This window comes from Paenibacillus kribbensis, assembly GCF_001705305.1.
Lineage (GTDB): Bacteria > Bacillota > Bacilli > Paenibacillales > Paenibacillaceae > Paenibacillus > Paenibacillus kribbensis_B.
Genome location: NZ_MCBP01000033.1, coordinates 1 through 11,195, shown reverse-complemented (window position 1 = coordinate 11,195; position 11,195 = coordinate 1). Strand labels below are relative to the sequence as shown.

The following is an 11,195-nucleotide window of genomic DNA, read 5'->3' as shown; positions in this document are numbered from 1 at the left end:
ATTTATCGCTTAAAGGTTCAATCAATGCAAATGATATATCACTTAGAGGTACAATCGATGTTCCAACTCAAATGTTGACAATTCAAACTGGAAATGGTATGCAGTTGCAATTCACTAAAAAGAACGATGATTTAGTAATTGTTAGACTCTTTGGTAGTGTATCAACTACAAAAGCTGGCATTAAAATGTCTGGACCATGGGTAGATAAAGAATTTCGTCCAGCTGTTGTTCAAAGTATTGTTGGTCATTTTGCTGGACATGAGACTTCTTTCCATATTGACATAGACACAAACGGTAGTATTACTTGGTGGGGACCAGATATTGGTAAAACACCTATTGCAACACGTGGTAACGGAAGTTACTTCATTAAATAACAAAATAGAAAGCGAAACAAAATGGTAACTAGAATGATTTTAATAACTATCTTAATTTTAGCGATTCTTTTCGCTACATGGGTAAAAGATAGAGAAGCAATGAACCCACCTTTCAAACGTAGACTTGTGATTGACTTAACGGTTATTTTATCCCTGTGGGTTTTATATGCGGTCTTCTTCTTTACACAAACTCCCTCAACTTCTGATATTGCCAAAACTGTGATTGACGTAGGTTTATTGTACTTTGTAGGGCAATTTATTTATTTGGTCGCAAAAATCAGTCCTATGTTCGACGGTTTGGTTAAACTTATGAAAAAGAACGGTGTAAGTGTTCCAGAAGTAGAAGAAGAACAAACGGAGGATAAAAAAGAATGAATATAACTAATGCTGGTGTACGTGGTTATAACCCTACTGGGGTTGTAATTCACAATGACGCTGGTTCGAATGGTGCTAACGCTGGCTTCTACAACAACTGGTTACCTAATCATAACCCTGAAAATGGCTTTGCTCATGTCTACATTGCTTCTGACGGAAGATTACAAGCTTCTGATTTCTCTAATATGGCATGGCATTGTGCCAACTCGTACGGTAATGCTAACTATGCAAGCTGGGAAGTATGCCAATCAGAGGGCGATTTAAACCAGTTCTTGAGAAATGAGCAAGCGGTACTAGATGACGTGGCTAAGTACATGAAACAATGGGGGTTAACTCCTAATCGTGATACTGTTAAACTACATCAAGAACTTTCAGCAACTTCATGCCCTAGACGTTCAGTAGAAGTACACGGAGGCACGTTAGAGAGTTGTCGCTCATACTTTATCACAGAACTAAACAAGCGCCTTACAGGACAAACTAGTGGCACAGTCGCAGTAAACAATACACAAACAAATACAGAATTAGAGGACGACGATTTAATGAAATTTACATATACAAATGGCGATAAAACAACTTACTACTTTAATGGCGAAAAAGTTATCGCTCTATCACACCCAGACCAATTGGCAATTGTTCGTAAAACTTATAAAGAAACAACTGGCAAAGACCTTAAAAACTTCGATTGGAAAGGTTCGCCTATTGATATTCGTTTCATGCAAGCTAACGGAATCGACAAACCAATCATTGCTAAAAAATAATACGAAAAAGGCCCTCACTTAATTGTGGGGCTTTCTTTGTTCGGTATCATTTCATCTTTTTCACTAACATGTTGACTTCCTCTATTATTAGATCGTTAAGTTTCCTCATCGTGTTCTCTTGCGATTCTGTCAACTTAGGCTTGTTTTTCAGCTTCAACTCTTCGTTGATTTTTTTCACTAATTCGTTGTTCTTCAAGTGATTTCTCCTTAGCTTGCCTTATATGCTCATATTTTGCTTTCTCTTGCGTTTTAAGCTCTTGTTCATATAATTGTGCCACAATATCATTAAAGCCCTTATCTGCCCTTTTATGAGCCTTTTGAATCAATACGATACTTCTAGTTGTGTCGTCTGTTAAAATAAAGATAATTGCTCTCCTTTTTGCGCATCAATTGCTTACCTGATTGATAGCTTCAATAATATTATTGCCGACATTTATTAGAATTTCATCACTTACAATTACATTCTTTCTTGAAAATAGTTCGTTCTCAATCTTCATAAAGTGCATTGCTTTAGCTAAAAATTGAGCAGATGATTCATAATATAATGTTTCTAGCTCATCATCTGAAAGCTGTGTTAAATCATCATTAGCAAAAGTTGTAAGTTTTCGCTTAATCTCTTTGCCATTGTCGTCTTCCTCTACGTAAAAACGTTTCATCTATTCATACCTCTAATTTCAAATTTTTCAATAATATACCTTTTAGAGCCAAGCTCAAGGCTCACTAGATAATTATTAAAAGGGTCATTCTTGTTCAAGTCATTAGCGATCTTTCTAGCTGTTGACCGTGGATATTTTGAACTATTAATCTTCCTTGTGTACTTGTGTAATATTATCTCATTGCCTCCCTTTGCATTTTACGCTTCAATCGTTGCTTATATAGATATTCTTTGCTTGGTTCTAAACTAGACAATATCTCATCTAGTAAGTCAAACGCTTCTCCGTTATCTCCTACGCTATCAATTTTTTTAAGTGTAAGCTCGTGCATTTCATCATCATTTAAAAACATAGTAAGATAAGGGAATGCTACGGTATTTGGCAAGCTCAAGCGTGATTTAGTTATTCTTAGGTTAGGATATTTACCTGTTTCAGATTTAACTTTTAACTCAAATTGATTCATTGCGATACCTTGTTCCTCTAGTACGCTAGTAATTCTTTCATATAATTCTTCATTTGTCATTTTATTTATCTACTTTCTTAACCATTAGTTGCTCATAACCTGAACTTGTTCCGTTCATTACAATTGTTTGAATATCTCCCACACGTTCAAAACCTTTATTTTCTAAAGCACTAATTTGTTTACCTAAACCTTTCAAACTAAAAGCTACAGCTCTCTTATATTTATCTTTAGGCTTCTTGTTAAATAATTTAATCATCTTAATTCTCCTTAATTTTTTATATATACTATTATATTAAACTTCTTTTAAATTGTCAAGCGATAACTTCAGTAATTTCAGTTATTTTTTTAACTAAACAATTAGAAGCTATATCAGATTTTTCTACAAAATACTTAAAATCAAACGCTTCTCTCTTTGTATAATATTTTTTATTTTTAACGTTGTAAAAACCTGTTATATCTTTTTCTAACCATTCTACTTTATAATATGTAAATTCATTATTCATTATCCAATTACTCCTGTCTTAATATTTAGTCTTTGCTGACTTGATAAGTGATATGAATTGCACCACTTGCAGTAATAAGCTCTTACTGGTATCTTATCAGCTTTCTTTTTATTATGCTGTGCATTTGCTATTGAATATAAAGCACCCATTTTTGTGTATTTGCGTTTCTTACACATAATCTAACCACTCCTTAATCGTAAATAATTCAAAGCCATTTAGTTTGCTTTGTTTTTCAATTTCTACTTGATTTCTATCTAGGTCTATCAGCAGTTCAATTACAGGTCTACCATTATCAAGCCACCTGATGACTGTATTAGTTTTAAGACCAAAATACTTAGCACATTGAGCCTTACAGCTGAAGTGTAGTTCTTCTTCCGTTGTAGGGTTATAAGCTACGACCTTTATAGCTTTTTGTGTTGCCATTGTTTAATCCCCTTTCTATAAAACAATATTATCAAATTACTTTATATTTGTCAAGAATTAACTTTAGACCTCTTCAATAAATTCCAAGTATCTTTCATCAATCGCTTTTATCTCTTCTTTCGTGAACTCTGATTTAAAGTTATTTCTTTCTTCTTTAAACCCTAGGAAGAGAAACTTATTCCCTAGCTCGTTTTTAAAAGAGTTTAAATATCCTTTTTTGTTGTTCATCAATTTAACATTGTATTTTTCATTTGTATCTCCTTAATTTCTATAAGACTATAATATCAAAAAAAGTTCACACTGTCAAGCATAAACTTTATTTTCAATTATTCTTCGCCTTTCCATTGTTTGAAATCATCAGCTATATCTTGTGCAAAGCTCATAATGTCGTCAGCAGTGTATTCTGTAAGCTTATTCTCGTTACTTAAGTTAGCAAGTTCTCCTGCATAGTCTAAAGCCTTGTTACGGTCTTTGTCGTAGCTTTCACCCTCTTTCTTGCCAGCTCTCACTAGATACTTTAATACCTGCATTGTATACCAGCCTGCAAGCTCTTCATAGTTAAAATGATGTTTAAAGTATTCGTTAAGTTCCATACCGTATTCATTGGCATAGTGCTTATTTGTACCATAATTCATTAGATGTTACCCCCAATCCATGCAATAAGCAACGTCGCAAGCATACCTATCCAAGTGATAGCGATAAGTGTAAAGCCGACACCTGCAACCATCATTAAAGTTTTTACTGTATCTTTCATTTTGTTCTCCTCTATTTATAACTCTATTCTATCAAATTGCTTTTACTTTATCAAATATTAACTGTTTTTAACCATAAATAATTTCTCATTTTCTTTTTTGCTTCTTCCACTTTGGAGAGTGCTGCGCGCTTTGTCAAAAGAATATACAGCTTCAAAGCGTTCATCTGAAATTGAATAACTTGAAATTATCACGATGTTATTTTTAGCCATTACAAATGCCCAGTCATAAAATTCTTGACTATCGAATTGATTAATATAACCTTTTTGGTGACTTTCTTCATAAGGTGGGTCAAGATATAGAATAGCTCCAGAAACATCACTAAAAGCGTGATAACTTTTGCTTGTAGCTTTTATTTTATTTAATTTTTGAAGTTGTTGAATTCGTTGAAGTTGTTCAAGTCGTTCAAGTTGTTGAAGTCGTTGAATTTGTTGAAATTGTTTGTACTTTTCAATCGATCTCTTATATGTTTTGGTCTGTTTATAACCACTAAAAACGTCATGCTTTTCAATTATTTCTTTAGCTAGATTATATTTTAAATCTGAAATTTCTTTAGAATATAAATAATCTCTCTTTTTATTACCGAAAGAGTTAATCAGCAACTTCAAAAAGTCATCTGTTGTCTTGTTTTCTTTCTCCTTAATCTCGGTAAACTCTGTACGTGAAACAATAAGGCTTTTAATCCACTCACGGTCTTGAGAGATAACTCGTTCAAAAGCGTTGGTTATATCCTTGTCTAAGTCGTTATAATATACTTCTAAGCCATTTAAAATACATTCGGATGTAATTGCTCCGCCTCCTCCGAAGATGTCGTATATCGGCTTGTCTGTGCCAAAGTTCTGTTTGATAATCTCAACTATTTTCTTGCTTATCTTTTTCTTGCTTCCTTGGTATGGTAATCCAATAGGTTTACCTTTTCTGATTTTCTTCTCGTCTAAACTAAGCATTATTTATTGTCTTTCTAGTTTGGTAAAATTTATTCCAGTTTTCTATAAGTTCCAGCAACTTAGGTTCATCATATTCGGTAAATAGTTCAACCTGTGATGTAAACCAGCAGTGTAGACAGCGATCGCAACTATAACAGATGTTCACGTATCCTCTACAATCTTTGCAAACTCCTAAACCATTACTCATTGGTATATCGAAGCAGTGGCAATATCTTTTGTCATTAAAGTATTTTTGTTTCATTGTTACCTTTCTAGTTTATTCTATACCTTATTATAAGCTATTTCTTTTTATTTATCAAGCGATAAGTCCCATAGACTACTAATAAAATAATTGTTATTATAAATAGCGGTGGAATGAATACAGTTATCGCAAACCAAACAATAGATATTAAAGTATAGATCATGATTTTTAGTATTAATTTACCAGCAGGAGTTTCTTGAAAGGTTATATCCTCATCTAATGATGAATCATCTTCTTTCGAATTGCCGTAAAATATTTTGTCTTCATTTACTTCGTACTTGTTACCGCAATAATCACATTTACCATTAGTGAAACTTGAAGACCCACAGGTTACGCATTGTATTAAAATCATTTTATTACCTCCTTTCTTTAACTATATGTATTATTATATCAAAAAAGCTCTAAGCTGTCAAGCCTAAAGTTTTTATTCTTAATATTATTGTTCTTTCAATTTATTCTTGAACCAAATGATTCGTTCTTTGAACCAAGCGTCAACTCCTTCAGGACGTAGCCATTTACCTTGTTTAACTCCATTCTTTTCCATGAACTCAATCACTTTAGTTGGAGTTTCTGGTTCGTCCCACATATTATATTTTGCTGAATGGTATTTACTAAACATTTCAAGCGTTTCGATGTAGCTATCTTTCAGAAGTTCCGTGTCAAGCAATTTTTGGGCTTTCTCAGCACGTTTAGCAAGTCGTTCGTTAACTTGTTCCAGTTGTTCCTTTTGTCGCTGTAAGCTCAAATTATGGTTAATATAAGCAATTTGCTGTGCATGTCGTCCAAGTTTGCCTTGTGTATTAAGCTCGATCAGTTTAGCCATTCCCTCGCCAAGAATTTCATCAGCCACAAAGTTATGTTTATATTTTTTATTTGTGTTGCGTACATAGTTGTCAAGCGTTTGTTTAATTTTAAGTTTTTTGTGTAGCTCTCTTAATGTTGTCAATTTAATACTCCCTCATATATTTTACCAAACTTTAAAGCGTTAATTTTAACTAACTGCTTCAATTCTGATATAAATTGCTGTTCTCCGTCAAAGTCAAATGGCATTGATACGTTTTCCTTGATCCAAGCGAAAGCTCCGTCAAAGTCTTGTCTTAATAAGCTCATTTTATCCACGATGTCGATAATTTGCTCTCTCTCTTCTTCTGTGTACATGTAACCACCTTTCTAGAAAGGAAGTTCTGATTCATCAACTTCAACAGGTTCAGAACCACCAAATAAGTCTTGTTTAGCTTGTGATTGACTACTATTATCATTAGTGATAAATACTTTTTCAACCGTAGGGAAAACAAAGTTATAATTTACGTATTCTCCTGATTCCTTGGCTTGTACACGACCGCTGACCGTTACTGTGTCACCTAATTGAATGAAATCAGGCAAGAAAGCCGAACCGTACGCAACTTTTACGTTAGATCCCTTTTCTTTTTCAAATAATGGGACTGAAATAATTTTCTTATCGCCTTTTGCTGTACTTACTGTACGTGTATTTTTTTCATTCGCTTGTGCTGTTACTGTGATGATTGCCATTTAATTATTCCCCTTTTTCTGTTTCTTGCTGTGCTAACCAAATCTTCATGATGTCGGTAATTTCTTTTTTAGTCTTATTTTTCAAGCTGTCAATATTTTGGTATCCTAGTTGTTCAGCTCGTTTTATAAGTGGCTGAATCTCTCTAAGTCGTTGTTTTTCTGCTTCAAGCTCTTTTTGTTCTTCTGTTAGAACTGGTAAATCTTCATTTGCATAAATATATAGCCCTAAACCATGACGAGCAATTGCCTTAACTAGTCCACGCTGAATGGCTTTATTTACGTCCATAGAAGTCAGTTTTTCAACTGGGATAGATTGGTTACGATAGTCCATTACAGGCAAGTATTCAATGTGCTCCAAGCCCTCAATAGTCATACCAACCTTAACCCATGCTGTGCGACCGTCTGTGTGATAATTTAACCCTTGTTCATTTTCATAAACTTTACTGTTAGCTTCAGGATATACTTTTTTAACTTCAGACCATGCATATGCCCAACTAAGATAATCTAAATTATTCTTTTTGCTTTTCTTATCATTTACATTAATAACGCTTAGTTCTTCAAATACACTCATTCGATAACCTCTTCTCTCCAACCTTGGCTTTTAAGCTCTGAGGCTTTTGTCAAATCAGATTCACTAGATAAATAAAACTCCGAAGCATACTTTTTTGACAAAGTGTGAAAAGCATGCCCAAAGTAAAGTTTACCTTTCTCGCTTGCATGATTTGCTTCATTAAATTCTAAATACATTACTGACACTTTTTCCTTTGCTGTATCTGAATCTTTCTCTTTTTTAAGTTTTTCAGTAACTTTTTTCACAACTTCTTCTAGCTGTTTTTCATCAAATTTAATATTAATTGTTTCCATTTACTCCTCTTTCTACAATGAAGACGTCGCCTTGTCTTGTAATTTCAATATTATATTTAAGCATAGGCAGGATCCAACCTTTACCCCAATAGCTCCATAATTCGCTTATCAAGCCATATAAGCACTCGTTAGGCTCTGCCCTATACTTTGTTTCGTTCATTTCCTCAAGCTCTTTAGATAGCTTTCTGACACCTCTAGCGTAATGTTTACTAGCTTTTTCTTCTGCCCTTAAACTTTTGTAGTTGCTTTTCATATATGAACTTTCTAATATCGTCTTTCTGCTGTTTTTCCTCTTTATCAGACCAACTAACTTTTTGGCCTTTTCGCTTGCCACTTTGATAAACTCGTCTGTTATCATCAGGAAAGCCATTTTTTTCAAAGTACATTCTAGCATATTCAAAGTAATTTAAGCTGTTGATGTACTGCTGACTATCCTTTTTGTGATAATTAAGAGTTATCAATCGTCTTTCAGCTAGTGATTCAAAAGATGTTATCATACTTCTTCTTCAACGAAACCTAAAGCTAACAAAGCTTTATATTCCTCGCTCCCCTCTTTAACTTCAAGAGCATCTTGCTCGAATTTTGTTAATTGTTTAGACTGTCCAGCATAATATAATGCAGTTCCTCCGCTACTATCAGAAAAGTTATAAAACTTAAATTTAGGTTCAATAACTTCATAACCGTTAATGACAGCTTCAACCATTTTCAATTGCTCGTAACACTCAAAAGCACTACTTGGACATTTATCGCCGCCTATCCAATTGTATCCATAACCAAAACGAGTGATGTGACAAAGCGCTCGTTTTTTGTTTATTTCATCTTCAAGGTTTCCAAAAGTTTCAAGATAATCAGCTTGTTTTTGCGTTAATTTGACTACCATTTGTTAGTTCTCCTTTATTTCTATATATACTATTATACCAAAATTAATTATCGTTGTCAAATATTAGATGATATTTTTTTATTTATTTCTACTTTTAATTGTAATGCCCTAATCAATGCACGCTTAGAATAATCATTTTCGCAAGCTGCATGCAATTTTTTCGACTGTCTGACTAGAAATTCAGCACGTCCAAGCCATACTTTGAAAAGTTCGTCATTATGCCATTCTGCTTTTACCATTTCATCTAATGCACGATATAACCAACCGTACACTTCAGCGTGTAAAATAATAGCTTTGTTCTTGTAGTCGTTCATTGAGTTCATTTTTTGCTCTCTCTATTAATTTAAAGTCATCACTGTATAAAACAGGTTTTGAATATTGTTCATTCATGTTAAACCTTGAATAATAGTCATAGAAGTATTCATTTACTTTTTCATGGTAATAAACAACGTATTTTTTATCACTCATTTTCTGTTACTTTTCCTTTCTCTTTAGCTAAGTCTAAGAAAGCCTGTGCCGATTCTTTCGTCGTTTCGATTGGAGTTTCAGCCTTTACTTTTTCCACTAGTTCGCTATCTGGTTCTTTTTTTGATTTATTGACGCAAGTGAATACTGAATCAACGTATGAAAAGTTTAAATCATCGTCAAACTGATATCCACGCGCTTTGACTGATAACTTAGAGAAGTCGTTATGCTTGCCACGTTTAGGGCTTAACATTAACATAAATTCTGCCCATGCTGTTAGAGTAGAACCACCCAAGGCGTCACTAGGCTTTACCATATATGCTTTATCGTCCATTGAGTTTGCATAAGCTGATTTGTTTGCATGAGCTACTAACAAGAAAGTAACGTCTTGGAAAAGTAACTTTAAGCGTGTAATTCTCCTAAGCATTGGTTCAAAGTCTTTACCGTAGATAATGTCTCCATTTCTTAGCATTGTCATTAAATTATCCAAGATCACGAATTTTATATCATTTTCTTTAATGTATTCATATAATAAGTTCATGTGGTGCGAATCATCAAGCATAAACTCTCCACCTGTCAAAAAATGTAAGTCTTCTGGTGCATTATCTTTATTTCTAAGCCTTTTGTTTAACTCTCTGTCAGTATCTTCATTGTCTATGTATAGTGTCTTGCTTCGCTTTGTATCATAACCAAAAAAAGGTAACCCTTGCGATACCATTAAAGCCATGTGCATTGCTAGAGAGCTTTTAAATGACTTAAATGGAGCTACAAGTATTCCAGCTTGTGAACTTGGCATTAACGTATCAATAAGCCAGTCATCTTTTAAATTTATTAAGTCTTCACGCTCTTTTAAGTGCTTGGCTGTCTGTACTTTTTCAAATATATTGGTCACTTTTTAATTCTCCCCTTTTGGTTTATAGTTTTCAATACATATATTCCGTGTAATGTATTTTCTTGGCTAGTACACCATTCTAGGTTATTTAAATCGTTATTTTGCTTGTTTCCGTCAATATGGTTTACTATTTTTTTATTTTCTGGGTTAGGAATAAAAGCGAATGCTAATAATCTATGTTTTTTCACTTTCAAAGTTCTATTATCAAAACTTGCTGAAAATTGATAATAACCGTCTTTATCTTTGCTCTCTTTTTTTTGTTTACCGTTTTTAGAAAATAGTTTTCCGTCTTTTGTTAATGTGTATCTTTCTAACACTTTTTTATATAATTCATCATTAAACTTCATTTCTTTCTCCTTTAGTATATAATAACAAAAAAGACTTGAAAAGTCAAGCCTTAAACCTATTAAGCTCCTTAGCTGTACTTACTTTATCAAATAAATTCAACTTTCATGCCTCTCAATTTATAACCTTTTTTAATCCTACGACTAATGCCACCTGGTTTTTTCTCAATTTAGTCACTAGTTACCTCCATTGGCTCTGATTCTACGCAATAAACTTTGAACGGCTTTTCTTCTTTTGCTCCATTTCCGAAAAATAGCTCCCATTGATAATTTAATAAAACACAAGTCTTAATAGCTTCGTGTTTTTTTGTATAAAGAGATAATCGTTTTCCGCTATAATTTTTAGCCACTGTGTCTTTATCAGTTGTTAGTGCCACATAGTAAATTTTCATTTATTTCTCCTTTTCTTATATCATGATATCAAATTATTTTATATTTGTCAATACTTAATTCCATTTTTTTCTTTTATGAATTTGTTTATACTATCTTGATTTAATCGTTTAGATATTATTTGAACCAAGATAAATCAATTTCATTAGCTAAATCAGCAATTTCTTTCAAGGCTTCTTCGTCTGTCATGCTTTTTAAATCACATTCTTTAAGTTTGCGTTCGATTTCATTAGCTGTTACAATCGCTTCTTCTAATGATTGAGTTCTAATAATATTTTTAGAAACTTGTTCTTGTTTAAGACGAAGTTTTTCTATTTCATCCGTTGTTTTGGGTTGTTCGT

At 33.1% G+C, this 11,195-nt stretch carries 27 protein-coding genes; 3 read left to right on the top strand and 24 right to left on the bottom strand.

What is annotated here, in order from left to right:
• From BAZ21_RS27145 to BAZ21_RS27135, 3 genes are all read left to right on the top strand, one after another.
• Positions 1-374: hypothetical protein (locus tag BAZ21_RS27145; RefSeq protein ID WP_047578206.1), on the top strand; the 374-nt coding region annotated here is incomplete at its 5' end.
• A gap of 21 nt (positions 375-395) precedes the next feature.
• Positions 396-749, top strand: a complete 354-nt coding sequence (locus BAZ21_RS27140) for a hypothetical protein (RefSeq protein WP_036853160.1) — start codon at positions 396-398, stop codon at positions 747-749.
• Positions 746-1,507: a peptidoglycan recognition protein family protein gene (locus BAZ21_RS27135; protein WP_036853161.1), complete on the top strand. Its 762-nt coding sequence runs from the start codon at positions 746-748 to the stop codon at positions 1,505-1,507. The genes BAZ21_RS27140 and BAZ21_RS27135 overlap by 4 nt, the downstream gene beginning before the upstream one ends.
• A 134-nt stretch (positions 1,508-1,641) precedes the next feature.
• Here BAZ21_RS27135 and BAZ21_RS28350 read toward each other — a convergent pair whose 3' ends face one another.
• The 24 genes from BAZ21_RS28350 to BAZ21_RS27035 all read right to left on the bottom strand — a co-directional run.
• On the bottom strand, positions 1,642-1,833 hold the full coding sequence (locus BAZ21_RS28350) for a hypothetical protein (RefSeq protein WP_036853162.1): 192 nt from the start codon (positions 1,831-1,833) through the stop codon (positions 1,642-1,644).
• A gap of 60 nt (positions 1,834-1,893) precedes the next feature.
• The gene (locus tag BAZ21_RS27130) at positions 1,894-2,163 is read right to left on the bottom strand and encodes a hypothetical protein (RefSeq protein WP_036853163.1); all 270 of its coding nucleotides are present in this window, start codon (positions 2,161-2,163) and stop codon (positions 1,894-1,896) included.
• Positions 2,160-2,312: a DUF7228 family protein gene (locus BAZ21_RS30415; protein WP_432759057.1), complete on the bottom strand. Its 153-nt coding sequence runs from the start codon at positions 2,310-2,312 to the stop codon at positions 2,160-2,162. The genes BAZ21_RS27130 and BAZ21_RS30415 overlap by 4 nt, the downstream gene beginning before the upstream one ends.
• A gap of 23 nt (positions 2,313-2,335) precedes the next feature.
• Positions 2,336-2,683 carry a DUF7339 family protein gene (locus tag BAZ21_RS27125; protein WP_036853164.1) on the bottom strand — a complete coding sequence of 116 codons (348 nt, stop codon included), beginning with the start codon at positions 2,681-2,683 and terminating at the stop codon, positions 2,336-2,338.
• 1 nt (position 2,684) lies between these two features.
• On the bottom strand, positions 2,685-2,879 hold the full coding sequence (locus BAZ21_RS27120) for a hypothetical protein (protein WP_036853165.1): 195 nt from the start codon (positions 2,877-2,879) through the stop codon (positions 2,685-2,687).
• Positions 2,880-2,934: 55 nt separating this feature from the next.
• Positions 2,935-3,126, bottom strand: coding sequence for a hypothetical protein (locus BAZ21_RS27115; RefSeq protein ID WP_068505922.1), 192 nt, complete (start codon positions 3,124-3,126; stop codon positions 2,935-2,937).
• A 168-nt stretch (positions 3,127-3,294) separates the two neighbouring features.
• Positions 3,295-3,549, bottom strand: a complete 255-nt coding sequence (locus BAZ21_RS27110; protein ID WP_036851135.1) for a hypothetical protein — start codon at positions 3,547-3,549, stop codon at positions 3,295-3,297.
• A gap of 63 nt (positions 3,550-3,612) precedes the next feature.
• Entirely contained in the window at positions 3,613-3,777 is a 165-nt protein-coding gene (locus BAZ21_RS29310; protein ID WP_170974720.1) for a hypothetical protein, read from the bottom strand.
• A 98-nt stretch (positions 3,778-3,875) separates the two neighbouring features.
• Positions 3,876-4,184, bottom strand: coding sequence for a DUF3310 domain-containing protein (locus tag BAZ21_RS27105; protein ID WP_036851133.1), 309 nt, complete (start codon positions 4,182-4,184; stop codon positions 3,876-3,878).
• Complete coding sequence (locus tag BAZ21_RS30410; RefSeq protein WP_425337477.1) at positions 4,184-4,303, bottom strand: DUF7186 family protein; 120 nt, start codon at positions 4,301-4,303, stop codon at positions 4,184-4,186. Before BAZ21_RS30410 ends, BAZ21_RS27105 begins: the two co-directional genes overlap by 1 nt.
• Before the next feature lie 57 nt (positions 4,304-4,360).
• Positions 4,361-5,248, bottom strand: coding sequence for a DNA adenine methylase (locus BAZ21_RS27100; RefSeq protein ID WP_036851131.1), 888 nt, complete (start codon positions 5,246-5,248; stop codon positions 4,361-4,363).
• A 278-nt stretch (positions 5,249-5,526) separates the two neighbouring features.
• Positions 5,527-5,841 carry a hypothetical protein gene (locus BAZ21_RS27095; protein ID WP_036851127.1) on the bottom strand — a complete coding sequence of 105 codons (315 nt, stop codon included), beginning with the start codon at positions 5,839-5,841 and terminating at the stop codon, positions 5,527-5,529.
• Positions 5,842-5,925: 84 nt separating this feature from the next.
• Positions 5,926-6,435 (bottom strand): hypothetical protein, encoded by a 510-nt coding sequence (locus tag BAZ21_RS27090; RefSeq protein WP_036851125.1) that lies wholly within the window; start codon positions 6,433-6,435, stop codon positions 5,926-5,928.
• Positions 6,432-6,647, bottom strand: coding sequence for a hypothetical protein (locus BAZ21_RS27085; protein WP_036851123.1), 216 nt, complete (start codon positions 6,645-6,647; stop codon positions 6,432-6,434). Before BAZ21_RS27085 ends, BAZ21_RS27090 begins: the two co-directional genes overlap by 4 nt.
• A 12-nt stretch (positions 6,648-6,659) precedes the next feature.
• A complete protein-coding gene (locus tag BAZ21_RS27080) occupies positions 6,660-7,019 on the bottom strand; it encodes a single-stranded DNA-binding protein (protein WP_036851122.1) in 360 nt (119 codons plus the stop codon).
• 4 nt (positions 7,020-7,023) lie between these two features.
• On the bottom strand, positions 7,024-7,590 hold the full coding sequence (locus tag BAZ21_RS27075; protein WP_036851120.1) for a Sak single strand annealing protein: 567 nt from the start codon (positions 7,588-7,590) through the stop codon (positions 7,024-7,026).
• Positions 7,587-7,883 (bottom strand): hypothetical protein, encoded by a 297-nt coding sequence (locus BAZ21_RS27070; protein WP_036851118.1) that lies wholly within the window; start codon positions 7,881-7,883, stop codon positions 7,587-7,589. The genes BAZ21_RS27075 and BAZ21_RS27070 overlap by 4 nt, the downstream gene beginning before the upstream one ends.
• Positions 7,870-8,253: a DUF7413 domain-containing protein gene (locus tag BAZ21_RS27065; protein WP_197064472.1), complete on the bottom strand. Its 384-nt coding sequence runs from the start codon at positions 8,251-8,253 to the stop codon at positions 7,870-7,872. Before BAZ21_RS27065 ends, BAZ21_RS27070 begins: the two co-directional genes overlap by 14 nt.
• A 123-nt stretch (positions 8,254-8,376) precedes the next feature.
• The gene (locus tag BAZ21_RS27060) at positions 8,377-8,763 is read right to left on the bottom strand and encodes a hypothetical protein (RefSeq protein WP_036851114.1); all 387 of its coding nucleotides are present in this window, start codon (positions 8,761-8,763) and stop codon (positions 8,377-8,379) included.
• 56 nt (positions 8,764-8,819) lie between these two features.
• Positions 8,820-9,077 carry a hypothetical protein gene (locus tag BAZ21_RS27055; protein WP_197064473.1) on the bottom strand — a complete coding sequence of 86 codons (258 nt, stop codon included), beginning with the start codon at positions 9,075-9,077 and terminating at the stop codon, positions 8,820-8,822.
• Between the two features lie 146 nt (positions 9,078-9,223).
• Positions 9,224-10,120, bottom strand: a complete 897-nt coding sequence (locus BAZ21_RS27050) for an AAA family ATPase (RefSeq protein ID WP_036851106.1) — start codon at positions 10,118-10,120, stop codon at positions 9,224-9,226.
• Entirely contained in the window at positions 10,117-10,467 is a 351-nt protein-coding gene (locus BAZ21_RS27045; RefSeq protein WP_046091362.1) for an HNH endonuclease signature motif containing protein, read from the bottom strand. Before BAZ21_RS27045 ends, BAZ21_RS27050 begins: the two co-directional genes overlap by 4 nt.
• Positions 10,468-10,634: 167 nt before the next feature.
• Positions 10,635-10,856: a hypothetical protein gene (locus BAZ21_RS27040; protein ID WP_036851104.1), complete on the bottom strand. Its 222-nt coding sequence runs from the start codon at positions 10,854-10,856 to the stop codon at positions 10,635-10,637.
• 115 nt (positions 10,857-10,971) lie between these two features.
• A partial coding sequence (locus BAZ21_RS27035; protein ID WP_218061452.1) for a hypothetical protein occupies positions 10,972-11,195 on the bottom strand: 224 nt, incomplete at its 5' end.

Excerpts from the sequence above, each read along its gene's own strand:
- BAZ21_RS27140 (WP_036853160.1), top strand. The coding sequence starts at position 396 with ATGGTAACTAGAATGATTTTAATAACTATCTTAATTTTAGCGATTCTT.
- BAZ21_RS27135 (WP_036853161.1), top strand. The coding sequence starts at position 746 with ATGAATATAACTAATGCTGGTGTACGTGGTTATAACCCTACTGGGGTT.
- BAZ21_RS27130 (WP_036853163.1), bottom strand. The coding sequence starts at position 2,163 with ATGAAACGTTTTTACGTAGAGGAAGACGACAATGGCAAAGAGATTAAG.
- BAZ21_RS27125 (WP_036853164.1), bottom strand. The coding sequence starts at position 2,683 with ATGACAAATGAAGAATTATATGAAAGAATTACTAGCGTACTAGAGGAA.
- BAZ21_RS27120 (WP_036853165.1), bottom strand. The coding sequence starts at position 2,879 with ATGATTAAATTATTTAACAAGAAGCCTAAAGATAAATATAAGAGAGCT.
- BAZ21_RS27115 (WP_068505922.1), bottom strand. The coding sequence starts at position 3,126 with ATGAATAATGAATTTACATATTATAAAGTAGAATGGTTAGAAAAAGAT.
- BAZ21_RS27110 (WP_036851135.1), bottom strand. The coding sequence starts at position 3,549 with ATGGCAACACAAAAAGCTATAAAGGTCGTAGCTTATAACCCTACAACG.
- BAZ21_RS29310 (WP_170974720.1), bottom strand. The coding sequence starts at position 3,777 with ATGAACAACAAAAAAGGATATTTAAACTCTTTTAAAAACGAGCTAGGG.
- BAZ21_RS27105 (WP_036851133.1), bottom strand. The coding sequence starts at position 4,184 with ATGAATTATGGTACAAATAAGCACTATGCCAATGAATACGGTATGGAA.
- BAZ21_RS30410 (WP_425337477.1), bottom strand. The coding sequence starts at position 4,303 with ATGAAAGATACAGTAAAAACTTTAATGATGGTTGCAGGTGTCGGCTTT.
- BAZ21_RS27100 (WP_036851131.1), bottom strand. The coding sequence starts at position 5,248 with ATGCTTAGTTTAGACGAGAAGAAAATCAGAAAAGGTAAACCTATTGGA.
- BAZ21_RS27095 (WP_036851127.1), bottom strand. The coding sequence starts at position 5,841 with ATGATTTTAATACAATGCGTAACCTGTGGGTCTTCAAGTTTCACTAAT.
- BAZ21_RS27085 (WP_036851123.1), bottom strand. The coding sequence starts at position 6,647 with ATGTACACAGAAGAAGAGAGAGAGCAAATTATCGACATCGTGGATAAA.
- BAZ21_RS27080 (WP_036851122.1), bottom strand. The coding sequence starts at position 7,019 with ATGGCAATCATCACAGTAACAGCACAAGCGAATGAAAAAAATACACGT.
- BAZ21_RS27075 (WP_036851120.1), bottom strand. The coding sequence starts at position 7,590 with ATGAGTGTATTTGAAGAACTAAGCGTTATTAATGTAAATGATAAGAAA.
- BAZ21_RS27070 (WP_036851118.1), bottom strand. The coding sequence starts at position 7,883 with ATGGAAACAATTAATATTAAATTTGATGAAAAACAGCTAGAAGAAGTT.
- BAZ21_RS27065 (WP_197064472.1), bottom strand. The coding sequence starts at position 8,253 with ATGGCTTTCCTGATGATAACAGACGAGTTTATCAAAGTGGCAAGCGAA.
- BAZ21_RS27060 (WP_036851114.1), bottom strand. The coding sequence starts at position 8,763 with ATGGTAGTCAAATTAACGCAAAAACAAGCTGATTATCTTGAAACTTTT.
- BAZ21_RS27055 (WP_197064473.1), bottom strand. The coding sequence starts at position 9,077 with ATGAACGACTACAAGAACAAAGCTATTATTTTACACGCTGAAGTGTAC.
- BAZ21_RS27045 (WP_046091362.1), bottom strand. The coding sequence starts at position 10,467 with ATGAAGTTTAATGATGAATTATATAAAAAAGTGTTAGAAAGATACACA.
- BAZ21_RS27040 (WP_036851104.1), bottom strand. The coding sequence starts at position 10,856 with ATGAAAATTTACTATGTGGCACTAACAACTGATAAAGACACAGTGGCT.